The 24,670-nt window shown below is 37.6% G+C and carries 22 protein-coding genes and 1 tRNA gene; 12 read left to right on the top strand and 11 right to left on the bottom strand.

Annotation, left to right across the window (positions count from 1 at the left end):
• Positions 1-92 precede the first annotated feature (92 nt).
• Genes ACYVFA_RS24915 through ACYVFA_RS24925 form a run of 3 tightly spaced genes read left to right on the top strand, consistent with a single transcriptional unit; the run spans position 93 to position 3,926 of the window.
• On the top strand, positions 93-1,328 hold the full coding sequence (locus tag ACYVFA_RS24915) for a nucleoside recognition domain-containing protein (RefSeq protein WP_460474575.1): 1,236 nt from the start codon (positions 93-95) through the stop codon (positions 1,326-1,328).
• 4 nt (positions 1,329-1,332) lie between these two features.
• A complete protein-coding gene (locus ACYVFA_RS24920) occupies positions 1,333-3,285 on the top strand; it encodes a sensor histidine kinase (protein ID WP_460474576.1) in 1,953 nt (650 codons plus the stop codon).
• Positions 3,282-3,926 (top strand): response regulator transcription factor, encoded by a 645-nt coding sequence (locus tag ACYVFA_RS24925; RefSeq protein ID WP_460474577.1) that lies wholly within the window; start codon positions 3,282-3,284, stop codon positions 3,924-3,926. The genes ACYVFA_RS24920 and ACYVFA_RS24925 overlap by 4 nt, the downstream gene beginning before the upstream one ends.
• Before the next feature lie 500 nt (positions 3,927-4,426).
• Here ACYVFA_RS24925 and ACYVFA_RS24930 read toward each other — a convergent pair whose 3' ends face one another.
• Positions 4,427-5,275, bottom strand: a complete 849-nt coding sequence (locus ACYVFA_RS24930) for a glycoside hydrolase family 16 protein (protein ID WP_460474578.1) — start codon at positions 5,273-5,275, stop codon at positions 4,427-4,429.
• Between the two features lie 241 nt (positions 5,276-5,516).
• Between ACYVFA_RS24930 and ACYVFA_RS24935 the strand changes: the two genes are divergently transcribed.
• The 5 genes from ACYVFA_RS24935 to ACYVFA_RS24955 are packed head-to-tail and all read left to right on the top strand — an operon-like array spanning position 5,517 to position 9,854.
• A complete protein-coding gene (locus ACYVFA_RS24935; protein WP_460474579.1) occupies positions 5,517-6,413 on the top strand; it encodes a hydroxypyruvate isomerase family protein in 897 nt (298 codons plus the stop codon).
• A 27-nt stretch (positions 6,414-6,440) separates the two neighbouring features.
• Entirely contained in the window at positions 6,441-6,821 is a 381-nt protein-coding gene (locus ACYVFA_RS24940; protein WP_460474580.1) for a hypothetical protein, read from the top strand.
• The gene (locus ACYVFA_RS24945) at positions 6,811-7,659 is read left to right on the top strand and encodes a hypothetical protein (protein WP_460474581.1); all 849 of its coding nucleotides are present in this window, start codon (positions 6,811-6,813) and stop codon (positions 7,657-7,659) included. Before ACYVFA_RS24940 ends, ACYVFA_RS24945 begins: the two co-directional genes overlap by 11 nt.
• A 19-nt stretch (positions 7,660-7,678) precedes the next feature.
• On the top strand, positions 7,679-8,719 hold the full coding sequence (locus ACYVFA_RS24950) for a strictosidine synthase family protein (protein ID WP_460474582.1): 1,041 nt from the start codon (positions 7,679-7,681) through the stop codon (positions 8,717-8,719).
• 10 nt (positions 8,720-8,729) lie between these two features.
• Complete coding sequence (locus ACYVFA_RS24955; protein ID WP_460474583.1) at positions 8,730-9,854, top strand: PepSY-associated TM helix domain-containing protein; 1,125 nt, start codon at positions 8,730-8,732, stop codon at positions 9,852-9,854.
• 30 nt (positions 9,855-9,884) lie between these two features.
• Here ACYVFA_RS24955 and ACYVFA_RS24960 read toward each other — a convergent pair whose 3' ends face one another.
• Positions 9,885-10,820 (bottom strand): sugar phosphate isomerase/epimerase family protein, encoded by a 936-nt coding sequence (locus ACYVFA_RS24960; RefSeq protein ID WP_460474584.1) that lies wholly within the window; start codon positions 10,818-10,820, stop codon positions 9,885-9,887.
• Between the two features lie 29 nt (positions 10,821-10,849).
• On the bottom strand, positions 10,850-13,348 hold the full coding sequence (locus tag ACYVFA_RS24965) for a M14 family metallopeptidase (protein WP_460474585.1): 2,499 nt from the start codon (positions 13,346-13,348) through the stop codon (positions 10,850-10,852).
• Positions 13,349-13,525: 177 nt separating this feature from the next.
• Between ACYVFA_RS24965 and ACYVFA_RS24970 the strand changes: the two genes are divergently transcribed.
• Together ACYVFA_RS24970 and ACYVFA_RS24975 are read left to right on the top strand one after the other, a co-directional pair.
• Positions 13,526-13,597: transfer RNA gene (locus tag ACYVFA_RS24970), tRNA-Glu, on the top strand.
• Between the two features lie 498 nt (positions 13,598-14,095).
• Positions 14,096-15,001 (top strand): OmpA/MotB family protein, encoded by a 906-nt coding sequence (locus ACYVFA_RS24975; RefSeq protein ID WP_460474586.1) that lies wholly within the window; start codon positions 14,096-14,098, stop codon positions 14,999-15,001.
• An 81-nt stretch (positions 15,002-15,082) separates the two neighbouring features.
• Here ACYVFA_RS24975 and ACYVFA_RS24980 read toward each other — a convergent pair whose 3' ends face one another.
• The 7 genes from ACYVFA_RS24980 to ACYVFA_RS25010 form a co-directional block, all read right to left on the bottom strand.
• Positions 15,083-15,421 carry a hypothetical protein gene (locus ACYVFA_RS24980; protein ID WP_460474587.1) on the bottom strand — a complete coding sequence of 113 codons (339 nt, stop codon included), beginning with the start codon at positions 15,419-15,421 and terminating at the stop codon, positions 15,083-15,085.
• A gap of 10 nt (positions 15,422-15,431) precedes the next feature.
• Complete coding sequence (locus ACYVFA_RS24985) at positions 15,432-17,087, bottom strand: M28 family peptidase (protein ID WP_460474588.1); 1,656 nt, start codon at positions 17,085-17,087, stop codon at positions 15,432-15,434.
• Positions 17,088-17,214: 127 nt separating this feature from the next.
• Positions 17,215-18,027: an oxidoreductase gene (locus ACYVFA_RS24990; protein ID WP_460474589.1), complete on the bottom strand. Its 813-nt coding sequence runs from the start codon at positions 18,025-18,027 to the stop codon at positions 17,215-17,217.
• A gap of 58 nt (positions 18,028-18,085) precedes the next feature.
• Complete coding sequence (locus ACYVFA_RS24995; protein ID WP_460474590.1) at positions 18,086-18,925, bottom strand: helix-turn-helix domain-containing protein; 840 nt, start codon at positions 18,923-18,925, stop codon at positions 18,086-18,088.
• On the bottom strand, positions 18,922-19,272 hold the full coding sequence (locus tag ACYVFA_RS25000; RefSeq protein ID WP_460474591.1) for a DUF1801 domain-containing protein: 351 nt from the start codon (positions 19,270-19,272) through the stop codon (positions 18,922-18,924). Before ACYVFA_RS25000 ends, ACYVFA_RS24995 begins: the two co-directional genes overlap by 4 nt.
• Before the next feature lie 30 nt (positions 19,273-19,302).
• Entirely contained in the window at positions 19,303-20,100 is a 798-nt protein-coding gene (locus ACYVFA_RS25005; RefSeq protein WP_460474592.1) for a penicillin-binding transpeptidase domain-containing protein, read from the bottom strand.
• Positions 20,101-20,193: 93 nt separating this feature from the next.
• On the bottom strand, positions 20,194-22,299 hold the full coding sequence (locus tag ACYVFA_RS25010; protein ID WP_460474593.1) for an alpha-amylase family protein: 2,106 nt from the start codon (positions 22,297-22,299) through the stop codon (positions 20,194-20,196).
• Positions 22,300-22,426: 127 nt separating this feature from the next.
• On the opposite strand from ACYVFA_RS25010, the gene ACYVFA_RS25015 reads away from it, so the two are divergent.
• Both ACYVFA_RS25015 and ACYVFA_RS25020 read left to right on the top strand, forming a co-directional pair.
• Positions 22,427-22,834 carry a lipocalin-like domain-containing protein gene (locus ACYVFA_RS25015; RefSeq protein ID WP_460474594.1) on the top strand — a complete coding sequence of 136 codons (408 nt, stop codon included), beginning with the start codon at positions 22,427-22,429 and terminating at the stop codon, positions 22,832-22,834.
• A gap of 106 nt (positions 22,835-22,940) precedes the next feature.
• Complete coding sequence (locus ACYVFA_RS25020) at positions 22,941-24,176, top strand: alkaline phosphatase family protein (protein WP_460474595.1); 1,236 nt, start codon at positions 22,941-22,943, stop codon at positions 24,174-24,176.
• Between the two features lie 32 nt (positions 24,177-24,208).
• On the opposite strand, the gene ACYVFA_RS25025 is transcribed toward ACYVFA_RS25020, so the two are convergent.
• Positions 24,209-24,667: a GNAT family N-acetyltransferase gene (locus ACYVFA_RS25025; RefSeq protein WP_460474596.1), complete on the bottom strand. Its 459-nt coding sequence runs from the start codon at positions 24,665-24,667 to the stop codon at positions 24,209-24,211.
• Positions 24,668-24,670 lie beyond the last annotated feature (3 nt).

Here is a 24,670-nt window from a genome sequence, read left to right on the forward strand (position 1 = left end):
TGTGTAAATTTGGTTTTTTGACAGAAAACCTATCAGATTTATATCGGTTTGTTTTATTTTACCGGCAAATCTAACCCTAAAATCTCAAATTTATGGCATTAAACTACATTTGGGTAGCATTTTTTATCATTGCATTTGTTATTGCGCTTATCAAACTCATTTTTACCGGTGATACCGAAATCTTTAAACTGATAGTAGATGGCATGTTCGATTCTGCTAAACTGGCAGTAATGGATATCGCTTTACCACTAGCTGGAGTTATGACTTTTTTCCTGGGAATTCTGAAAGTGGGAGAGGAAGCAGGAGTAATCAGAAGACTCGCAAGAATCATAGGCCCATTTTTCAGTAAACTCTTTCCTGAAGTGCCGCAAGACCACCCGGCCAATGGGCAAATGATTATGAATTTCTCGGCCAATATGCTGGGTTTAGATAATGCCGCTACTCCTTTTGGTTTGAAAGCCATGCAAAGTTTGCAAGAGCTGAATCCGAATAAAGAGACCGCCAGCAATGCCCAGATTATGTTTATGGTATTGCATAGCGCAGGCCCAGTGCTGATACCTTTAAGTATTATGGCACAAAGAGCTATCTACAATGCAGCCGACCCATCAGATATTTTTATCCCTGCTTTAATTTCGGTCTATGTAGCCACCCTTACAGGAATGTTGTTTGTCGGCATCAAGCAACGCATCAATTTCTTTGATAGAACCCTCATGTCATGGTTATTGGGTGTTACAGCATTTATCGGCTTTGTTATCTGGTATTTTGCCCGCTTGTCGAAAGAAGAAATAGAAACTACTTCCAAAGTGGTTAGTAATATGATACTTTTCATTTTTATTGTGGGCTTTATAGGAGGGGCCATGTACAAAAAGGTAGATGTATTCTCAGCCTTTATTGATGGCGCCAAAAATGGCTTCGAAACCTCCGTAAAAGTAATTCCTTATCTCGTAGGAATGTTAGTAGCTATTAGTGTGTTTCGTAATTGCGGTGCTTTAACTTATATAGTAGACGGCATGAAATGGGTTTTCGGACTGACAGGCATGAACACCGATTTTACCGATGCCCTACCAACGGCTCTTATGCACCCCTTAAGTGGTAGTGGCTCAAGAGCCATGATGATTGACGCCATGAAAACCTACGGCGCCGATTCATTCGTTGGTCGTCTGGCTTGTGTATTCCAGGCTTGTTCTGATACCATATTATATATATTAGCTCTTTATTTTGGTTCGGTAAGTATTAAACATACACGCTATACTTTGGTAGCAGGCTTATTGGCAGATTTGGCCGGGGTAGTTACGGGTATTGTTGTTTCTTATATTTTCTTCCATTAATCGCATGAAGTTACCAGTCATTGCCCAATCATTTAAGCTGGTAAAAAAGGTTTTATGGGTCTGTATGTTCATTTGTACTAGTTTTGGGCTTGCTGCACAGGACTCTACTGATGTTGTGAGAGTAAAATACGATGGCAACTGGCAGAAACAAAGTCTGACAACTGGTTTGCTTTATCTGCAAGATAAAAGCCATGCCCTTACTTTAGAAAGGATATTGGAGTTTCCAAAAAACTTTAAATTTAAAAGGGCTTTTGGCAATGCGCCTACTTTCTGGGCAAAAGGAAATCCTTACTGGTTCAAATTCCAGCTGAAAAACGCAACCAATATCAACCAGACCTTTGTTATTGATTTGCCTATACCACTCTATGACGAAGGCCGGTTCTATGCGGTTGAAGATAATAAGATACTAAACGTTCAATATCTTTCCTGGGATACTCCTCAGTTAGACCGACCTATCAAGCATCGTAATTTTATTTTTCCTATCACCCTGAAAGCCAATCAGGAGATTACCTGCTACCTTAAAATCCGAAAGGAAGTCGGTTCAATCTGGGTGCCAGTCAGTATTTGGGAAAGAAATGCCTTTGATTATTATTATTATTCTGCCGATTATCACATTTGGGGTTTCGTAACTGGTATCTTATTATTCGTGACTTTTTTTTCTTTCCTGCTTTTATTTGCCTTTAAGGATATGCTCTATTTCTATTATAGTTTATATGTTTTAATGGCACTAGGGTTTATCTGCACCTCCCAGGGTTATTTTATCCGTTTTTATGTAGATGGCTCTTTTGGCGTAGCAGGCAACCGGATAAGATATGTGTGTTCGTTATTATTTCTGATTTCAGGTTTATTATTCATCAGAAAGTATCTTCAATGGGAGTCACTCAAAAACTCGTTTTTCAATTATATGACGTGGGTTGTTATAGGAGTATTGACCGCCATGCTTCTGTTTTTATATATTGATCATTTGCTACTGAAAGACTCTCTCTTTCATTCACATAGTGCATTAGTAAGTAATGTTTTGAGTGTGATTTTCTGGTTTCCTACCTTTTATGTAATCTTTGGTGCGATCTATTGCATCATGATTCAGCACTTTGCCAAAGAAGCCTTTTATTTTCTTCTGGCGAATTTGCCTATCGCAACCATTGTATTTCATTCATCATTAAGTAACTATGAAATACTAAACGGGAGCCGACTAGTAGAAATAGAGTATTTTGCCGGAGCATTTATTGCTGAAATAGTCGTATTAATGGTATTATTAGCTTATCGTCTGAAATCGATGCAGGATACGGCCGAAAGACTTTTCGCAGAAAAAACCTTAGCCCAGCAGCAACGCACAGAAGCCATATTAGAAGCAGAAGACAGAGAAAGAGTAAGAATAGCCCGCGATTTGCATGATGGAATAGGGCAGATGCTTGCCGCAGCCCGGATGGCTTTAGGTAATTTTTTAGCCAAGAAAAACGACGAAAACGAGCATATTCAGAATTCTCTTGATTTATTAGAAGAAAGTATCAAGGAAATCAGAGAGATTTCCCATAATATGATGCCCGGGGCTCTAACCAAACTAGGTTTATCTACGGCATTGAAGCAATTTGTAAACAAAATTAATGCTTTAGGGGTTTTAAAGATAGACCTGCAAATCATCGGGATTAAAGAAAGGCTTAGCGAAAAGATAGAGACCATGATGTACCGGATAGTTCAGGAAATCCTGAGCAATATTATCCGCCATGCAGAAGCATCTAAAGTAAATATTGAATTGGTAAAACACGAAAACGAACTAGTATTGGTGGTAGAAGATAACGGCAAAGGATTTGATACAGAAGATGCTAAAAATCATGGGATTGGAATTAAAAATGTGTCAACAAGAGTGGAATATTTGAGCGGAAGTGTTAATTTTGATTCCGCAATCGGGAGAGGTACAAGTGTAATTGTTGAAATTCCCCTGATTAATTCTAAATGACTGCCGCCAAACTTAAAATTCTCATTGTTGACGATCATCAGATACTGATAGATGGTATTGAAGCCATGCTGCAGGACGTTGATAATTTTGAGGTGGTTGATAAATTATTAGATGGCAAACTAGCCTTGTCTTATTTAGCACATAATCAGGTAGATATTTTACTGACGGATTTATATATGCCTAAAATGACGGGTATAGAGTTGACGCAAAAGGTCAAAAAAGATTTTCCGGAAGTAAAAGTATTAGCACTATCTGTATCTTATGATGTTTCAATTGTACATGATTTGATGGATGCAGGTATTTCAGGCTTTATTCTGAAAACCATTGGTAGAGGAGAATTGATTGAGGCTATCAATGAGGTATCAAAAGGAAATGTATATTTCAGCAGAGAAGTATCAAACGAAATTCTGAGAAGTCTGGCAAATAGAAATGATTCAGAGGAGGAGACTTACAGACTAACAGACCGAGAAATTGAAATTCTGAAATTGATTGCTCAGGAGTTTTCTAATGCAGATATTGCTAAGCAACTCTATATCTCGGAGCGAACCGTAGAAACACACCGGAAAAATATTTACCGGAAAACTAATACAAAAACCATCGTCGGCTTAATAAAATATGCCGTAGAAAGGAAGCTAATTTAACCTACTCCGTACCAGCACGGATAACATTTATAAAAAATACCCTGAAATGGGTATTGGCAGGTAACTCAGCCTTTACGATATTTGCATTGTAATCACGCGAATGTTATAGCCATGAATATATAACCTTCGGACTACTACCTAACTTAACAAATAAATAATACGTGAATTCCAACCTTTTTACAGAAATTGGAGTCATTTTATGAAAAGTCAAGTAGTATGAAGAAGATTTTTTACGAATATTTTGATGAAATTGTTGTCGTGATGATTTTTATTGCTATAATTGCAGTAAATGCGTGTAAAGCGTAAGGCAATTTGCCATAAAGTCACCGGCCCGTTCGCAAAGGCCAACGGCTCGATGATTTTAATAATCAACAGCAGTTTGACGAGAGCAAAAGCAAGAGTCATCTGATTCTTGCTTTTCTTATTTCAGTCGCTCTATCAAAGTGTTCTTGGTACTACGCCGTCTTAAGTGCTTTTCCCGCTTATCCACCAGAAACCTTCTATTTTTTAACAGCCTGGTAGACTCTCACGTAGTCTACCTCCATTCGTTGAGGGAAGATACTATCATCTATTCCTTTTTGTCCGCCCCAGCCACCACCGATAGCAATATTTAAAATCATGTGAAATTTCTTGTCGAAAGGCCATTCTGCCCAACCATAATTACTTTCCTTTGGAAATGTGAAATATTTATTTCCATCAATCTCAATACTAATGGCATCAGGCGTCCACTCGCAGGCATACACATGAAAACCATCAGATACGCCCGGCACTACTACATTATTTCCCTTGTTGGTTTTAATGGTATGGTTAAATGCCTTCGTATGAATATTTCCATGAATGCGGTCTTGGTCGAAACCTACGTGTTCAATAATATCAATTTCGCCATTATCAGGCCAGTAATTCGCTCCGTACGATTTCTCAGTCGCCAACATCCAGCCAGCTGGCCAGGTACCTCTACCTTTCGGAAGTTTGGCTTTAAATTCAAATCGACCATAGAGAAAGTCTGCTTTGTTTTTGGTCACTAGTCTGGCAGATGTATACTCATTGTTCTCCATTTTTTCTTTTCTGGCTTCAATAATCAACACTCCATTTTCTACGCGGGCATTTTTCGCATCTTTGGTATAATATTGTTTTTCCTGATTCCCCCAGCCATTTCCACCTATATCATAACTCCATTTATTCGGGTCTGGCAATCCGGTATAATTGAATTCATCTGCCCACACAGGTGTAGAATCGTCAATGACATATTTAGGGGGATTTAGGATAGAATCATCCTCCTGAATTTTCTGACAGGAGATGTAAAGCCCAAGTACAGTCAGGCCAAAACTAAGTGCAAATAATTTTTTCATAAGGAAGAATAGATTAAAAGAGTGATTTGAAGTTGTTTAGGATTTTCGTTACTTTTTAAAAATAGGGGTGTTTTGAGCGAGCCAAATCAAATGATAAAAGCTTAGCAGAGCTATGGTTGAAATCATTTGATGCAGGCGTAGCCAAAACAACACATTTTTAAATGAAAGGAATAATCCTAAACAACTTCTTTATACATTTGTGTATATTCAACTCTTTACATTTTAAATACTTTCCAAAAGTATGGAAAATTCAAACTCTCGCCGTAATGCTATGAAAAAAATTGTTGGAGGAGCCGCTACTGTGGCCGTAGCCGGAGTAGTTGCCTCTCGAATTGATGCCGCCGACCTTGGAATGGGTGCCGAACTCAAAGGCAAAATCAATCATTCAGTCTGTAAATGGTGCTATGACTCAATCCCCTTAGAAGAACTCTGCAAATCGGCTAAAACCATTGGTTTAGAGTCTATTGAACTATTGAAACCAGAAGAATTTGAAACTGTAAAAAAACATGGGCTAAGCTGTGCCATGGTTTCAAGTACATCTAATGACTGGGGGATTGTAAAAGGATGGAATAAAAAAGAACATCATGAAGGGTTAGAAAAATGGCATAAATACCTGATAGACGAAACCGCTAAAGCAGGTTTTACCAATCTGATTTGTTTTTCTGGCAATCGGGATGCAGCTATTGATGATGAGCAAGGTATGAAAAACTGCGCAGAGGGTTTAAAAAGAATTTTATCATATGCTGAAAGCAAGAAAGTAGTATTAGTAATGGAACTACTCAATAGTAAAGTAGACCACAAAGATTATATGTGCGACCACACCAAATGGGGAGTTGAACTCTGCAAAATGATTGGCTCAGATCATTTCAAATTGCTCTACGACATCTATCATATGCAGATCATGGAAGGTGACGTAGTTAGAACCATCAAAGAAAATCAAAAATACATCGCCCATTACCATACTGGTGGTGTACCGGGCAGACACGAAATAGACCAGACACAAGAATTATATTACCCGGCTATCATGCAAGCCATTGTTGATACTGGATTTAAAGGTTTTGTAGCACAGGAGTTTATTCCTGCCCGTAAAGATAAATTGGCATCCTTAAAACAAGGTGTGGAGATTTGTGATGTGTAAAACACCTATCCCTGATATTAACTTATTATGCGAATAACCTTAAAGGCTATTGTTAGCTTTTTCTTATTGATACTGCTTTTTTTATTGATTCATCTCAGTATAAGATTATATTATAAGCCTGATTTTGTTACAAATGGCAATCATGCTTTTAATGAAGATATCATTGAACAACTAAACTTTCTCAAAAAAGAAATTCATCAGGGGAAAGCCGAAGAATTACAAAAGATTTTTCCTGAGGGTTTCGTATTCTTCAATGTAATCTATGGTCTGACCTGGTGTGAATTGATTGATAAAACTGATTTGAATAGTCAATTAGCCAAAGACGCAATGGTTGAAATAGATTGGGCAATCAAACAAGTAAATTCACCAAAAGGAAAGGAGATATTTAGAAAAAACCTTGGCGCTTGAGTATGGTGCATTTTATCAGGGTTGGTCGACTCTTTTATTAGGCAAAAAGCTATCATTGATAGATTCAAGCCAAAGAAGGGCCATAGATATAGAAAATTTTCAGTTGAAATGTGAGAAGATAGCGCATGCTTACGAAGAAAAGAACTTTACATATTTACGTTCATATAATTCAGGCACCTGGCAGGCTGATAATATCTTGTGTTTAGCGTCATTGGCTTTGCATGATAAGCTCTTTGCTCCAAAATATAACGAGGTAATCCAAAAGTGTGTAGATTATATCAGAACTGATATAGACCCTAATACTGGTTTGATACCTCATTCAATAGACGAAAAATGGCCAAGAGGTTCGTCACAAAGCCTGATGAATGTCTTTTTGCCAGAAATCGATTCAATATTAGCCGGGCAAGTATACCTAAAGTATAAGCAACACTTTCTTGACCGTCGCTTAGGATTAGTAGCTGTCAGAGAATTTCCGAAAGGTAATGCTGGTGAAGGAGATATCGATTCTGGCCCGGTCATATGGGATGTAGGTGGAGTAGCTTCTATCGTTGGCATTAAAGCGATGGCTATTCATAAAGATTTTGCTATTGCCAGAAGTTTACGGAATAATATCGAAGGCTTAGGCTTTCCTAATAGTAACAATCAGCAGAAAAAGTATTTCTTTGGTACTTTCCCAATGGCAGATGCCTTTATCGCATGGGCAAATGTAACAGCAATAGATGAACAACAAATTCAGCAGGAAGCAAATAACAAAGGTATATTCTTTCTGATTGCTTTTGGGATTAGCGCGCTGATTGTATTGATACTATATTTATTCTGGAATAGAAAAAGAAATTGAATAAAACTTATCTCACCCTATGAAACGCTGGTTAAAAATTAGCTTAGGAGTACTATTGCTGATACTTCTCTTTGTATTGAGAACACTTTGGAACGCAGGTTTTTTTACAAAAATAGAACCTCATTTTGCAGGTGAGATTAGAGAAATAAAAGGTTTCACCGGAGCTGAGGATATAACCATTGATAAATCAACCGGATTAGCCTTGGTTTCTTCGAGCACATTTACTGAAAATGCCCCTGACGGGGCCATTTATTTATTAAATCTTAAGGAGGGTGAACCTAAGCCTGTCAAGCTGACTAATAATCTGCCTTTCAGTGATTTTCATCCTCATGGCATCAGTTTATATCAATCGGTGGGAGGAGAAAAATTACTTTTTGTCGTAAATCACCAACGAAATCTGACAGCCTCAATTGAGATATTTCATTTTACGGATAGTACTTTAGTCCATAAAGAAACCGTCAAAAATGACTTATTTATTAGCCCGAACGATATTGTCGGAGTAGGGGAAAGACAATTTTATCTGACCAACGACCATGACGAGAAAAAATCATCCTGGCGCGCTAAGAAAGATTTACTTCAGATTCCTATGGGAAACGTTTGTTATTTTGATGGAAACAAAGCGGGTATTGTAGCCGATGGAATTTTATATGCCAATGGTATCAACGTAAGTCAGGATGGAAAGAAATTATTTGTAGTAGCTACTACCGGAAAGAAAATTAAAATCTTTGACAGAGATGGAGCCACGGGCAAACTAACAGAAAACAATGAGATAGCAATAAACGGAGCCGACAATATAGAATTAGACGAGTCAGGAGATTTATGGGTTGGGTGTCATCCAAAATTATTGGCTTTTTTAGCGCACTCAAAAGACCATTCAAAATTATCTCCATCAGAAGTAGTGAAGATTTCTTTAGAAGGCGAAAAACCTATTGTTGAAAGCATCTATCTGAACGATGGTAATCCCCTTTCAGGCTCAAGCGTTGGAGCAGTCTGGAGGAATAAAATGCTGATAGGCAGTGTTTTTGGAGATAAAGTTCTGCTTTGTTCGTGGAGAAAATAATAATGAAATTATGAAACTAAACCGTCAGCTTTTTAGAATACATAGTTGGCTTGGCTTAATTAATGGCTTTTTTTTGATTTTACTTGGCCTAAGTGGCTCGGCTTTAGTATTCAGAAAAGAAATAGACGATTGGGCAAACAAGGAATTATTAACTGTTCAGCAAAAGCAAAAAAGACTCCCACTCGATTATTTTTACCACGACATTGCCAAACGTTATCCGGCTATTGATGGCATTGCCTGGATGAACCCTGATGATGGAGCAAATAAGGCCTATAATTTCAGACTATACCTCAATGATGCCCGTATTACCAGTTATGATTTGGGGCTCATTACATATGACCCTTTTACTGGCAAGATTTTAAGAGAAGGCGAATTACAAAACCTGACGCCAAGCGCCATCGAATGGATTTACCAATATCACTTTAGTATACAAGTGGGTGTTCCAGGTGCTGCTTTTGTGGCGCTTTTAGGGGTTTGTATGATTGTTTCCATTATCACGGGCTTAATCATTTACAAGAAACATCTCTGGCTGGTATTGACTTTCCGTATAAAAATCAATCGCAAAAGCTGGCGGACTATTACTTCTGATTTGCACCGCATAGTAGGAGTATGGGCCTTATTTTTCAATATGATTATCGCCTTTACAGGATTCTGGCTGAATTTATTTGCTTTTGAACCAAAAGTATGGGCCAACGAAATGATTCCGACCAAGCCTAATACACCGGCAAAGCAATCACTAGATTCTTTATACAAACAGGCCTTAGTGCAAATGCCAGATTTAACTCCACAATATGTTTACTTACCAACACAACCTAATAAAAAATTTATTGTAAGAGGGGCTATTAAAGGGGAAGCACCCATCTGGGCAGGCAATAATTCTATTCAGTTTAACCCCCAAACCGGTGAATTAATAAGTATCAATCGGATAGCTGATGAAAACTTGTGGAATAGGACAGAAGCTACCTTTTATTCATTGCATATTGGTAGCTATGGCGGCATACCTATTAAGATAATTTATATAATTGTAGGGCTTACACCTGGCTTCTTATCAATTACCGGATTTATACTTTGGCGAAGACGCAGGATGAGACATAAGTTGGCTATTCAGTCAAAAAAACAAGCGTTCGCAAAATGACTTTGCGAACGCTTTCTATAATTAAGCGGCTTAGTATAAGACACTTCTCAATAAATCTACACTTTTCTTTACTCCTGTATTCGGGTCTTCATTTCCTTCAAATTCGATAGAAACATATCCCTGATAATTTACTTTTTTCAGAATATCAGCAATGCGTTTATAATCTAAATCAAGGCTATACCATACACCACCACCATAATAGGTTTTGGCTTGCACAAAATTGGTTTGTGGAGCTATTTTCTCTAATTTATCGTAGGGATTTTCAAGAAAATTACCTGTATCCATCAATAAACCTAACCAAGGAGAATCAATCGCATTCTTGATACGAAGCATTCCTTCAGGAGTTGAGCCAAGGCCCCAGTGGTTTTCAAGAGCTAATAAAACGCCACACTCTTCAGCTTTTTTCAGACATTGCTCAATACTGTCGATACACCATTTAAAAGCCTCATCTTCAGTATATCCCGGAAGTGCAGGTTCAATACCGCGTTTAGCCATAAAATCATCAAATGATTTGATAGTGTTCCAACGTCCGGTATTTAAGCGCATACAAGGAATACCCATTTTGTACGCCAATTCAATACAATGAATGGTGTGGTCAATGTGTTTTTTCAATTCGGCTTTATCTGGATTCACAAAGCCCTGATGGATAGATAGACAAGTCATGGCAATACCATTCACAAAAGCATGTTTTTTTAGTTTTTGCAAATAAGCATTGTCTTCCCCAGCCATCTGGCGATGCAATACATCAATACCCTCCAAGCCTAATTTAGCGGCTTCATCAATCACTTTTTCAATCGGGAATTTCTCTCCCTTAAAGTGCCAGTATGAATAGCTTGATACACTTAGTTTTATTTTTCCTGCTACCGGAGCAGGAGCCGTAGGTTGTGCTTGGGCCAAGGCAGGTGCGCAAACCGCAGCGCTACCTAAAGCAGCATTTTTAAGAAACGAGCGTCGGGTTGAATGCATGGTTGGTTAGAATAAGAAATTAGGTTATGTTAATACACTAAAAATACTGCATTGCCAAAAATCAACTTACCACTATACCAGAAACCTCTGAAAATCGGATCATCAGCCATATACACAATTTTACCTCTACCTAAATCCTGGACACCAAAAACCAGCGTGTTTTTCATTTTATCTTTGGCTTTCTGACCTACAAATCCGGTTACATAATTATTGTCTTTCAGATACCCCACGTTCCAGCCATCTTTTATATAATCAAAATTGTAAGGATCACGAGCCAATAGATAATAACTGCCATCAGTACCATAGCCTAGGGGATGAGTTTTGTCAATCTCAACCTTATAAATTGCACCTACCACCTGTTCTGAAATACTTTCGCGCTCTCTTGCGCCATAAGTTTTCAATTCAGGCTTATCGCTCGCCGAATTGTCTTTTTTGCGTTTCAATCCAAAACTATCTTTATCTGCAAAATAGCTGGTTGCACCTTCCATTGCAATTACTTTTCCACCACCTTGAATCCATTTTTTCAAGGCATCTCCATTACCAAAGATTCTTTCATAATTTCCATCAGCCAAAATCAATACATCTAATTGGTCAAGTGGCACACGGCTGAAAGTAGAACCTTCAATAACCGTAATCGGATAATTGATTTGTTGCTCAAAGAAATGCCATACTTCACCAAAAGCAGTAGGAACTACACCATCGCCTGAAATAACAGCTACACGAGGGTTTTTCAAGACATTAACCGAATTTGAACCAAAGTCATTTCCTGTAGTAACCATTCCCGAGTTAGACGGCAATAAATTAATATTGAAAGTTTTAGCCGCTGTCTGAACGATTTTATCAAATTCATCACCCAATCGTAAATTATTGGTTCGGGTAATAATAATCGACCCAACCTCAAATTTTCTACCGCCCATTTCAAATGGGTTTTCGTTGAAACGTACTTTGATTCCCTTAGCTAAAATCTGTGATAAGAATTTCACATCCTCAAATGAACTATAAGAAGCAATATAGGCATAAGGTTTTCCTTCTACAGTCAAAGCGGGAATGATATTGCTCGATTGAGGATTACCTACCGATAGCTTTTCTTTGGTAGCAAATGCTTTTAAACCATAGGCATAAGGTAAGCCCCAGGCAGTAATGTCATAAGTCAAAGAATCTTCTAATACTGTTTTAGGCTCAAATAAAATCTTTACAAAAGTGCCTTTAGGTTGATGGGTGCTAATCACTAAATCGTTAGTTTCTACCTTGAAACTCTCATCTTTCAGGCTTTGATAACCAAAACCCGAAGCAGATGCCTCCTTGCTGGCATAGCCGTAAGTGATTTGTAATTTATCTAACAAACCAGCCAAAGCTTTTACTTTTGCCTCATTGCCTTTGCTTTTCAAGACAAATGATTTATAAGTACCAACCGGATTATTTTTGTTTCTTTCAAAGAATTTTATAAACTCTTCAACCGTTTTATCAGCTCTTGAAGAAATTGCCTCTAGGGTAGCCATACTAGCCGAGAAATGGTGAGAGATACGATAAGATAGTGTTAAAGTATCACCGTCTTCTTTAGCAATTGCAATACCGGCACGTCCGCCACCACCTTGCTCGTAGGTCATACCAATAGCTCCGTTATAGGATGGATAAGTATCTCCATAACTTGGGTACAATAAATCGTAGTTTTCCTTCGAGAAATATAACCAGTAATTTTTATCGAAATATTTTTTATTGTAATCGCCAATGGTTTGTTGAAATTCTCTTTGCCAGGTAGTCAAGTCTTCATGATAAGGACGAGCCGATGGCGGAAAATAATAAGGCGTATTCACACCCATTTCATGAAAATCTGCATGTAAGTGTGGCATCCATTGGTTATACATTTTCACGCGTTGCATCGTAATTTCCTGTGTTTGCCATGCCCAGTCACGGTTGGGGTCAAACAAATAGTGATTGAAACGTCCTCCCGGCCATGGCTCGTTATGCTCTGCTGCAAAAGGAGTAGCATTAAAGCCCTGATTCGATACGCGGTTATACCATTGAGCATATCTATCACGTCCATCAGGGTTGATACAAGGGTCCAGAAGAACCACTGTATTCTTTAATACATTCTGCGTGGTAGAATTGTTCTTATTCACTAATTCATAAAGTACTTGCATAACTGCCTCTGAACTTACTGCCTCATTGCCATGTACATTATAACTTAACCAGGCAATAGCAGGAACTTTAGTGGTAGGTTTACCTTCCAACAAGCCAATACTTTTTAAGTTAGAAGTACGTATCTCATCTAGCTTTGATAAATTCTCAGGAGTTGCTATCGCGACTAATACCAATGGTCGGCCTTCGAATGTAGTACCATAATCAAAAATCTTTACTTGTGTTGGATTCTGCGATGCCACATATCTTGCATAGTCTACAATGCGGTGATGAAAGCTGAATTTAGAACCTAATTTATAGCCAAGAAATTCATCGGGAGTTTTAGTGGTTTGAGCATTCGCCCATAGGATGTTAATGAAGAGTAAAGCAATCAAGCGGATTTTTTTCATACCAATCTGGATAGGTTTTTAATATTTCTCAAATATAGGATTTTTCAGTTTGAAAATGGTTGAGAAAAAAAAAATTGAAATTTTTTTGATTTTTTTTTGGTGAGCTATTGCATTGTAAAAAAAAAGCAGTACTTTTGCAAACCAATTCGGAAACGCAGATGATAAATGGAACCAGCCGGCCCTATCGTCTAGCGGTTAGGACAAGTCCCTTTCACGGATTAAACAGGGGTTCGATTCCCCTTAGGGTCACTAAATCGCTGCGAAGCAGAATTGGAAAAGCCTGATAATCAATTGATTGTCAGGCTTTTGTTTTAAAATGTTTAATGATTCTATAAAAATAAATTGTTTAAAATCAGGCTTGTCATTAATTTTTTCGGATAGAAAAAACATCTCCTACTTTTTTTTGTAAAACTTTTTTTGCGAAAATTTTTCAAAAAAAATATTAAAAAAAAAGATGACATAAAAAGTTCTGGTAAAGTATCATCGAGATTCGAAACAAATAGGGAAAGGTATACGTAAAATTGACTGAATTGAGGTTGCTTTCTGAATTCATCTGAAAACCAGAATTAAGAATTTATAAATTCCCCATTGATTTTAATGATTTTTAGTTAAGAAATAGTACTTTTTTGTCAAGCAATAGTACTAATTACTAAAAAACAATCAGGTGCCGAATATTTAATTTTTTATTAATTCATAATTTTCGAAATTTGCGAAAATTTAAACCCTAAACACAAAGTAGATTAGTGTATGAGAACCCCGTCTAAATTCCTATTTTTTATTGCAGTGGCTGTTTTTATGTCGTCTTGTGTAGCGAAGAAAAAATACACAGGTCTACAACAACAGTATGAAAAATCACAAGCTGACTTAGTAAAATGTGGTGACCAGGTACAAGATTTCAAAGACCGTTTAGCAAAAGCTGAACAGGAAAGAGAAAGCTTACGTACAGCTACAACAAGCGATATTCAGCAACGTGATTCTCAAATCAAAGATTTAAGAGATCAGATTAACGACTTGAAAAGCCTACGTGACAAACAAATGGAACAAGTTGGTAATTTGACAGTTCTTTCTAAAGCAGCTAACGATAATATCGACAAAACTTTAGCTCAGTTAGAGAAAAAAGATAAATATATCAACCGTCTGCAAGCGGCCAGAACTAAAGCTGATTCAATCAACTTAGCTTTAGCTGTTAACTTGACTCGCGTATTGAGCGCAGGTATAGACGAAAAAGATGTAGATATTAAAGTTGACAAAACTGTAGTAATGGTAAATATCTCTGATAAAATGTTGTTCTCAAGCGGAAGCTACAAACTTTCAAGCAGAGCTAACGAGGTATTAGGTAAAATTGCACAAATCATCCAATCACGTCCTGATTTAGAGGTAATGATTGAAGGCTATACTGACAATGTTTCTATCAACACTGAGTGTTTGACAGACAACTGGGATTTAAGTACAAAAAGAGCTACTTCAGTTGTAAGAGCACTACAAGGTACTTTCAAAGTTGATCCAAACAGATTGATTGCAGCCGGTAGAGGTGAATTCAACGTTTTAACAAGCAATGATACACCAGAAGGACGTGCAACTAACCGTCGTACACGTATTATCTTGATGCCGAAATTAGATCAATTCTACGATTTATTGAATCCGGATAAATGAGAAATTAAGGTTTTGAAATAAATAAAATCGCCACTCTGGATTTCCAGAGTGGCGATTTTGTTAGATAACATTTTAGCGCTATTAATGCATACTTTTCAGATGCGTATAAGCTACTCCGATTACGATAGCAGGAATCAGGATAGAGAACAATGACCACATACCCATACTAATTAATATCACCTGATTAATGACATTGAAGCCAAAATAAACATAAGCTCCCCATTTCCGCATTGACCAGATACCAAAAGCACCTATATAACTGACAACTACAGAAAAAGCCAGATAGGGTGGATACCAGGATCCGATAGATTTACTACTACTAAAGAATATCAAAGGAATTGATAATGATGCCCACACAAAAGCAGCTGTGCAAACAAAAGTAATGGCCGCCGGCCTGTTTGTTTCTGTTGATTTATTCATTCTCCGCTAATTATTTTTTTCTCAATGCCTTAAATTCAGAACCCTCTTTCCAACTAGGCCAGGTAGTTTCAAAAGCGAGTTTCTTTCCTATCTGGAATAATAGAATTGTATCCTCTAAACCACCTTCCAGTTTCCAGGTTGAGGCATCGTATTGGTCTGTAGTCTGATGATAAAATTTATCGTTGTAGAGCTCCTGTTGTTTTTGCCCATATTCTTTGCCTTGCGGGATAGCATCAATACCACCCCCAATAGTTAAGGCAGGTATACCCACTTTGGCAAAACTAAAATGGTCAGAACGGAAGTAATGGCCCGCCTCAGGATGTGCCTCCGGCGCAATATATCTGCCTTTGCTCTCTAATTCTTTTTTCAGATAATCTTCCAGTTCAGACTGCCCTTCTCCACCCGGAATAGAAACATCTTTTGTTGAACCAAAATTATTGATTACATCAATATTAAGATTAGCCACTGTCTCATTGGCAGGATAAACCGGGTTTTGTCCATAATAAGCTGACCCTAATAAACCTTGTTCTTCACCTGTCACGAATAAAAAGACAATACTACGTTCAGGTTTATTTTTCATGCTTTTAAAACCACGGGCAATTTCTAGTATCGCGGCTGTACCACTGGCATTATCTAAAGCCCCATTATAAATAGAATCACCTTTCGCATCTGGTTTCCCGATACCAAAATGATCCCAATGGGCGGTATAAATAATATATTCATTCGGACGCGTAGCGCCAGTTATTTTACCAATCACATTTTTTGATTCATTGAATACCGCTTTTACTTTCATCGAAGTAGAAACTTTCAGATTCAATGGTGCAGGTTTAAATCCTTTTTCATTAGCCTTGGCTAAAAGCGTTTCTCCATTAGGAATGGTGTTCAATAATTTTTTAGCGGCAGTTTCAGTAATCCATCCTTCTACCGGGCAACGATATTCTTTGCTACCTCTGGTATCTAAATGTTGCTGAGATTTACCCCATGAGTTCTGCACAACACTAAATCCATAAGAAGCTGCTGCTTCATTGTGTACAATTAAACAGCCTTTGGCACCTTGTCGGGCTGCTTCTTCAAATTTATAAGTCCAACGGCCATAATAGGTCATTTCTTTACCCTTAAACATGGTTGTATCACCCGAACTAAACCCTGGATCATTCACCATCACCATTACCACTTTGCCTTTTACATCAAGCCCGGCATAATCGTTCCAGTTGTATTCGGGTGCTACAACCCCATAACCTGCAAAAATAACATCTTCCTCTTTCAATGAAATCACCGAATCAGTATTTTCAGTCCAGATAACATAATCACTCATGTTATTTAGAGTAAAGCTACCTTTGGCTGAACTTACTTTCATCGTAGGGTCACAGGTTGGTGTAATTTCAACCATGGGGACTTTCTGAAAGTATTCATTGCCATTACCCGGCTCAATACCCATGTTTTTAAGCGTGTTGGTAAGATATTCCACTGTTTTAGTTTCGCCAACTGTAAATGGGCGACGACCTTGAAATTCATCCGAAGCCAGCGTGATAATATATTTCGTCAGACTGTCTTTATTAAAAGAACTAAGCCCGTCTTGCACGTCAAATGTACTTTCGGATTTACCGCACGCAGCGAAAATCAGCGCAGTTAGAACAATTAAAGAATATGGAAGGATTTTTTGCATAATAGAATAAGATTGAAATAGCAAAAGGTAGTCTGTTCGCTACCCTCACTACGTAAAACGAATAACAGTACTTTGCCCAAATATACTATAAAATTCTATACGCTTATTCTTAATCCTCTTGCAATGCTTATTTCATCTGGCTCATAATCATTCTATCGAACATACCATCACTCAACCATTTTTTCATAAATAAAATAATACCTGACATATAACCCGCTGCATACCGCGCTTTTGGTTTTTTCGCAGTAATGGCTTTCAATATCAATTCTGCAATTAAACTGGGCTCTGCATAATTCTTTTGCCCTCCTCTACCAACTGATAGTGCTTTATTAGCCATACTCTGATAAGCAGTATGGCCTGATACTTTTACCATACTATCCATGGCAATGCCTGCCCATTCGGTTTTCACGCCACCCGGCTCAATCAGAATCACATCTACTCCAAAGGGTTTTACTTCCAGTCTTAAACTATCGCTCAAGCCCTCCACTGCAAATTTGCTGGCATGATACCAACCACCCATAGGTGTTGCCATTTTACCACCTATCGAAGTAACATTGACGATCTTGCCAGAACCTTGTTTCCGCATATAGGGTAGAACCAATTGCGTGAGCCTTGCCAGGCCAAAAACGTTTACTTCCAATTGATATCTGGCATCTTCAATAGCCACATCTTCTATAGCTCCATAAGAACCAAAACCTGCGTTGTTGACAAGCACATCTATTCTGCCTTCTGCTTTGATGATTTCGTCAACACCTTTGCGCATGGAAGCATCGTCAGATACATCCATCGATAATACTCTAATGCCCTGATTTTTAAGGTCTTGCATCTGAGCAATTCTTCGTGCAGCACTATAGACTATATACCCATTCCGGGCTAATAATTTAGCGGTTTCTTTCCCCATTCCGGCGGAAGCACCGGTTATTAAAGCTACTTTTTTCATTTTTATTACTGTTTAAATACAGTACAAAAGTAGCGGGTATAGATACGTATTACTTTGGTCAGAAGCTCAAAGATACTTTGGTTGAAGGCTCAGCTAAACCGGAGGGATTATACCCATAGGCTTGTTTGAATGCGAAGGAGAAATGAGAAAGATTTTCAAAGCCAACTTCCAGATAAACATCAGAAGGCTTACGTTTTCTTTCGGCAATGAGATAATGCGCACGTTCTAATCTTTTCTGCAATAACCACCTTTGAGGAGGTAAATTAAATATTTTCTGAAAATCTCTTTTAAAAGTAGCTAAACTACGACCACTCAAATAAGCGAAACGCTCCATAGGGATATTGAATGAATAATTTTGCTGCATAAATCCTGAAAGGTCTATTTTTCCGGGTTCAGCAAAATCGGCGAGAATAGCTTCTGCTTTGGTATCAATTTTCCTTAGAATTGTCATGGCCTCCATTAATTTCATTTCTGCCAATTCTTCTGGCAAACTGTCCTGAAAATCAAAATAAGGAGATAAGGAATTAAAGAGACTATCTAAAAGCGGATGCTTATTTAATTGTCTGACACTGTCCTGATTACCATCCGTTATTTTGGGATGTGTAGCAAAATATTTCTGTAGGAATGCAGTAGTGAAAAATATACTGATTGATTTGAAAGTAGTAGCATCATTTGGGAATTTGGTAATTTTTGCCAGATGATTTTTACGAAACAACACTGTATCACCCTCTTCAATGGTATAAACTCTACTGGCCTCAGTTACTAATAACCTCCCCGAAAATACATGCGTAAGCACGTGCTCAGGTACTACGTGCTCCTTTACTATATAACTTTTTTCGGCACATGAAAAGAAGATACCTGATTTTGATATACTTGATATAGTTGTTTGTCCCATCATCCTAATTTATCATATAAAAGTATCAATTCTTTCAGGTTTTCAACGATGATTTCCATCGGAATATCTTCTTTCGGGTTAACAATTATACTTTGATATCTGTCTTTTAATCTTACGCCTTCAATGGGCTCCTGCAAACATTTATCTTCAATAAAACCCACCTGTAATTTCTTTTTGGTAACCCATAGATAAGATAATTTCTTGCCCTTATAATAAAAGAAAGGAATCTGATATTTGCGCTCATGAGTAATCAAGGGGCTAATACCCATGATGATACTCCTGAGCGCCAATAAGCAACTTTGGATAGGCTCTGTTTGTTTCAGATAATAATTCTCCAGTTCTGATGGCATAGATTTAAAAACTATTCACCAGATGAACAATTATTCTATGGCTTTTAGTTGCTTCAATATGTTTTTAGTGATGTCTTTGCGGCATTGACTGAATCTATTGTTGACTGTGCTCCGTTTTTTAATGACTCTCGTAGCGAAGAAATAAACATTATCATTACGCTCTACATAGCCAACCCACCAGCCCCAATCATTGCCGTCAACTCTAGTCCAGCCAGTTTTCGACCTTATACTATAAGTATCAGTTTTCTCGGTAACCATGACCCTTTTCAGAATCGCAATATTTCTTTTCGAGAAAGGCAGTTTTTCTTCATAAACTTTTGTCAGAAACTCAACCTGATTGACAGGTGAAATGGCAAACTCACCAAAATTCCAGAAATCCGCATCTTTTTGTGTGAGATTCTGATTACCATATTTACAAAGTTTTAAGTATTGCTTGTATCTTTCTTTGCCGATTTTCTTGGCTAATTCAATAAATACCCAACCCGCTGATACCTCAAAGGCTTCTTTTACTGTCATATCTTTATAAATATCAGGGCGATAGCCATAAAGTGTTGTATCCGTTTTACCAACCCACTTTACCATCTCGTTTTCATCTTTAATAACACCTGTTTCCAAGGCTATTAATAAATTGATTACTTTAAAAGTTGAGGCAGGCAGGGTTTCAACACGGGCATCGGCGCTGTTGCTCATTACCCATTTTTTGTTCTTGTAATCATAAATGGTTGTACTGCCCTCTAACTCGCAATCTTTGAAAGGACTTACTAAATCAATTTGTGCGGAAGCGTGTAAAGAAATAAGGAAAGCAATGAATAAGATGGTAGCTCGCATGATGTGGGTTTAATTAATAATGATGTGGTTTTTTATCAGTAACTGGAATCAAATATTGCTTATTCCTTTACGCTAGTAATTTATTTTTGCCACTTATCTATTCACGACAATTTCCTCAAAATCTTCAATTTTATTGATTTTGAAGCTGATAAAACCATTTTTCCATTGGAATGGAATGGGAGTATTTGTATTCAATGAAAATACTTTGGAAGGCTTGAAATCAGTTTTGATTTTAAAGTTTGTGTTATATACTGGCAATGCCTTAAAATAGGTATTGCCACTAAAACCTGTCAGGTTCACTAAATGTAAAATCAACCCATCACTTGGGTTTTTACTGACTGTATTGATAGTATTTTTCTTGTATTCCTGTAAGATAACTTCTATACGCTCTGGTGCATTAGTCTGAACAATCTGCCCGTTTTCAGGAAATACATAATCAATAATATCCAGCAAAATATTCTTATGTTGCTCGTAGCCATGCAGGTAATATAACTTCCCAAGGTTGATAGGTAAAATAACATTTTTACTTTTAGGATTTTGTTTTACACCCATTGCATAATAGCTGGTAGGGTCATGCCCGCCAATAATTTCAGGTGGGCCAGGTCTGCCTTTACTAAGAATCGGCAAATAGGTTTTATCTGTCCCCGATAAATCATATAAACCCAGATTGAATTTCCAGAAAAGCATTTTTTGCTGCTTGAATCTCTTGAATAAGTCTTTATTATCAGGTGATAGATAAAAACCACTCCCTTCATGGTCTTTATTAATAATTTTTGCCCCGAATAATTCCTGCAAAGTTTCCGGAGAATCAAAAAAACTTCGGTTTGTGGCTATCAGATTTGCACCCTTTTGACTTAATTCTTTTAAAAGTGCAATAGCTTCCGGTTTCAGATAGGTGATTTCGGGCAGAATAATCAACTTATATTTTTGAAGTTTTTCTTTCAGATTGGCTATCTGTGCATCTTCAATAATATCAAAAGGCAGATGTGCTTCTTTCAGCATTAATTGTATTCCTCTATATTCCTGCATAGGTTCTCCACTCGGCCAGGAACCCGGCGCAATCAAAGCAATTTGAGCCACAGATGTATAATTACCAAAATACGGCTCATACTTTTTATGATGTGCATATATCTTTTTTATTACGGCAAAATTCCGCTCATCTTCATAACCACGCATATCACCCATCAGGCTGATATCCAAACCTGAACCATTGGCAATATTTTCATAAAGTCTGATTCCGACTTCTTCCGGTTCAACAGCATTATATCTGGATTGAAATGAGATTTGCTGGATACTGGCATTGCTGATAATATGATTAGGAAAGGAATTTTTCGCATTATTTACGTTGTCAGAAGCACTATAAGGCCAATAGGGGAGACTATTCGTCTGTGATTCATGACGAATAATATCTACGTGTTTATCCAGATAAGTACAGATAGCAATCTGATTACTTTTTGATTTTACTAATTCATGTAAGCGTTCTGACCAATTTTCTATCGTACTTTTCTTAAACTCCAGATACTTCTGATAAACTGGGTCAGCTTTGTCTTCTACAGTGGGTAGAGTCAGTCCATTGCTATATTGGGCAAAAGCTTTTTTATCAGAATCATTCTGATCGATGCCATGATATTTTCCTTCATATGGGTTATTTACCTGATAGCCGGGCATATTCAGGAAAATTCCATCCACAGGAAAAGTATCAATTACTTCTTCAATAATCTGAAAAGCTTTCTCTTGCACATAAGGCGCATTGATAGAAACCACATACATATCTGTATTGATAATACGCTCATTCTTCGGAGAAATATAACACCAGTCAGGATGGGCTTTGAAGATGCTTTCATGCACACGGCTAAAATCGAAGCGAACAATTACCTTAATATGATGCTGATGACACTTTTTAACTACCTGCGCCAGCATATCATCTTTCATATAGGGATTGATATAATGGAAATCAAGTTTGCTGTTATAAAAGGCCATAATACCTCCGGCATTGATAATGAGGGTATTAGCTGAATAATTGATTAAATCTTTTACTAATGAATCCGGGTTAAGTGTAGCAGCTTCATAAGCCGGAAGATTTACCTGAATCACCCTTAAATTATTGCGCATCCACCAGGGTTCGGCTATCGTTTGCGCATGAGTGGGGTGGTATATCAGGCAAAGTAAAAGGAGGATTAATAAATGAGTTTTCTTCATGGATCGGGTGATTTAACGGATGGTAAGGCAAAGATAATTAATCTTCGAAGGAGAATACCTTTGCTTCCTTCAAAGCTTTTAGCTAATATTGTAAACCGTCAGGATTATCCATCTAACTAACACTTTTATGAAAAAATTACTCACACTCGCGCTTCTCAGTTTACTTTTTGCCTGCAAGGAAGATAAATTTGACCCGGATAATTTAATTGTAGGGAAATGGAGACTTATCTCTTATTGCAAACCTACAGGAACAAATTCCTGTGACAATACGACCGTACCCGACAGCAAAAGAGTTTTTGTGGAGTTTTCAAGCAAAGGTAGTTTTACTGAAACTTATAAGAGTACAATTCCTGTAGAATATGCTTTTTTAGGTTGTGGTGGCGGCGGTTATGAAATGGAAAATGGAGACGTACGGATTCGTGCTTTATGTATGTCATCATCTAATGGACAGTTAATAAAAATCAAGTCGTTGACTGATAAGCAATTAATATTGATGCCGTTTGGTACAGGGGAGTACGTATTTTCCAGAGACTAGATTTACCTTTTACATTTAATATATATTTCATATATCTTGCTAAAAGCAGGAATATTGTTTGGCTATCTTTGCATTCAAGAAAAATGCAATAATCGTTTACTGCCTTATGAAAAAAGTTCTGATTTCACTCTTTGTATTATTTTGTGCCATTGGTAGTCAGGCACAAACCACCAAAAAAGCAGTATTTATTATTGTTGATGGTATTCCGAATGATGTTATTGAAAAAGTAAAGAAACCTTATCTGGATTCTATTGCCAAAGTAGGTGGCTATGCCCGTGCTTATGTAGGTGGTGAAAAAGGAGGATACTCACAGACTCCAACCATCTCGGCAGTAGGTTATAATAGTTTGCTGACAGGAACCTGGGTGAATAAACACAATGTATGGGGAAATGACATTAAAGCCCCTAACTATAATTACTGGACGATATTCCGTTTCTTCAAAGAACAATACCCGAAAAAGAAAACGGCTGTTTTTTCAACCTGGTTAGATAACCGTACCAAACTGGTAGGAGAGGACTTGCCACAAACGGGTAATATCATGACTAATTATCATGTAGACGGCTTAGAACTGGATACCGTAAACTATCCACACGATAAAGAGAGCAAATACATCAATAAGATAGATGAAAAAGTTTCAACCGAAGCAGCCAATTCGATCAGAACCGATGCGCCTGATTTGACCTGGGTTTATCTGGAGTTTACTGACGATATGGGACATAAATATGGAGATAGCCCTCAGTTTTATTCAGCTATTGAGCAGATGGATTCGCAAGTAGGTCGTGTATGGCAGGCCATTCAATATCGTGAAAAGAATTTTAAGGAAGAATGGGTTATCTATATCACAACTGACCACGGACGTGATGCCAAAACAGGTAAAGGCCATGGCGGACAGTCAGACAGAGAAAGAGCTACCTGGATGGTTACCAGCGCTAAAAATCTGAATGAGTATTTCAAAAACTACCAGCCGGGCATTATTGATATTATGCCCTCTATTGCCTCTTTTATGGGTATCACTTTTCCTCGCGACAGACAATTCGAAATTGATGGCGCACCATTAACAGGCAAAGTTTCAGCCGTGCAGCCAACAGCTCAATTGAAAGATAAGAAGATTGATTTAACGTGGAAAGCCATTGATAAAAAAGGTCAGGCTAAAATATGGTTAAGTACAACCAATTATTTCAATACAGGCAAAACAGATAAATATGTACTAATTAAAAAAGTACCAGTTGGAGCCGAAAAAGCTACCATTGATGTAACCCCTTATACTTCTTCTTTCTATAAAGTTGTAATAGAGATGCCACATAATACCCTGAATCGTTGGATTGTTCTGGATAAAAAATAAGCATAAACAAATTGAAATAGGAATTCTTGAAATTAAGCTATCTCAAAATGTAATTTCAAACCCTCATGAGTCGCCTTGAAGCCCAGTTTTTCATAGAAATGCAATGCTTCAGGGCGACTCTTATCTGTTGTGAGTTGTAAGATATGTGCCTTTCTTTCTTTGGCACGTTCAATTGCCCATTCAAACATTTGTTGTCCGATTCCCCCGCCTCTTAAATCTTCTCTTATTCTTACAGCCTCTATCTGTGCCCGGATACCTCCCTGATAGGTAAGATATTGAATAAAACTTAATTGCAGAGTACCGATAACCTCTCCCTCTTTTTCTACCACAATCAATTCCTGATTGGGGTCAGCATTGATATTTTCAAAAGCTGAGTAATATTTTTCAGGTAATGGCTCACGATAATCTTCTCTCAATTTCCCGAGTTTATCGTTAGCAAGCATTTCAACAATAAATGGAACGTCGGCTTTAGTAGCTGTTCTGAATATCATTTT

The organism is Emticicia fontis, assembly GCF_054779675.1.

Bases quoted from the DNA above. Each gene is read 5' to 3' on its own strand.
- ACYVFA_RS24915 (WP_460474575.1), top strand. From the start codon at position 93: ATGGCATTAAACTACATTTGGGTAGCATTTTTTATCATTGCATTTGTT.
- ACYVFA_RS24920 (WP_460474576.1), top strand. From the start codon at position 1,333: ATGAAGTTACCAGTCATTGCCCAATCATTTAAGCTGGTAAAAAAGGTT.
- ACYVFA_RS24925 (WP_460474577.1), top strand. From the start codon at position 3,282: ATGACTGCCGCCAAACTTAAAATTCTCATTGTTGACGATCATCAGATA.
- ACYVFA_RS24930 (WP_460474578.1), bottom strand. From the start codon at position 5,275: ATGAAAAAATTATTTGCACTTAGTTTTGGCCTGACTGTACTTGGGCTT.
- ACYVFA_RS24935 (WP_460474579.1), top strand. From the start codon at position 5,517: ATGGAAAATTCAAACTCTCGCCGTAATGCTATGAAAAAAATTGTTGGA.
- ACYVFA_RS24940 (WP_460474580.1), top strand. From the start codon at position 6,441: ATGCGAATAACCTTAAAGGCTATTGTTAGCTTTTTCTTATTGATACTG.
- ACYVFA_RS24950 (WP_460474582.1), top strand. From the start codon at position 7,679: ATGAAACGCTGGTTAAAAATTAGCTTAGGAGTACTATTGCTGATACTT.
- ACYVFA_RS24955 (WP_460474583.1), top strand. From the start codon at position 8,730: ATGAAACTAAACCGTCAGCTTTTTAGAATACATAGTTGGCTTGGCTTA.
- ACYVFA_RS24960 (WP_460474584.1), bottom strand. From the start codon at position 10,820: ATGCATTCAACCCGACGCTCGTTTCTTAAAAATGCTGCTTTAGGTAGC.
- ACYVFA_RS24965 (WP_460474585.1), bottom strand. From the start codon at position 13,348: ATGAAAAAAATCCGCTTGATTGCTTTACTCTTCATTAACATCCTATGG.
- ACYVFA_RS24975 (WP_460474586.1), top strand. From the start codon at position 14,096: ATGAGAACCCCGTCTAAATTCCTATTTTTTATTGCAGTGGCTGTTTTT.
- ACYVFA_RS24980 (WP_460474587.1), bottom strand. From the start codon at position 15,421: ATGAATAAATCAACAGAAACAAACAGGCCGGCGGCCATTACTTTTGTT.
- ACYVFA_RS24985 (WP_460474588.1), bottom strand. From the start codon at position 17,087: ATGCAAAAAATCCTTCCATATTCTTTAATTGTTCTAACTGCGCTGATT.
- ACYVFA_RS24990 (WP_460474589.1), bottom strand. From the start codon at position 18,027: ATGAAAAAAGTAGCTTTAATAACCGGTGCTTCCGCCGGAATGGGGAAA.
- ACYVFA_RS24995 (WP_460474590.1), bottom strand. From the start codon at position 18,925: ATGATGGGACAAACAACTATATCAAGTATATCAAAATCAGGTATCTTC.
- ACYVFA_RS25000 (WP_460474591.1), bottom strand. From the start codon at position 19,272: ATGCCATCAGAACTGGAGAATTATTATCTGAAACAAACAGAGCCTATC.
- ACYVFA_RS25005 (WP_460474592.1), bottom strand. From the start codon at position 20,100: ATGCGAGCTACCATCTTATTCATTGCTTTCCTTATTTCTTTACACGCT.
- ACYVFA_RS25010 (WP_460474593.1), bottom strand. From the start codon at position 22,299: ATGAAGAAAACTCATTTATTAATCCTCCTTTTACTTTGCCTGATATAC.
- ACYVFA_RS25015 (WP_460474594.1), top strand. From the start codon at position 22,427: ATGAAAAAATTACTCACACTCGCGCTTCTCAGTTTACTTTTTGCCTGC.
- ACYVFA_RS25020 (WP_460474595.1), top strand. From the start codon at position 22,941: ATGAAAAAAGTTCTGATTTCACTCTTTGTATTATTTTGTGCCATTGGT.
- ACYVFA_RS25025 (WP_460474596.1), bottom strand. From the start codon at position 24,667: ATGATATTCAGAACAGCTACTAAAGCCGACGTTCCATTTATTGTTGAA.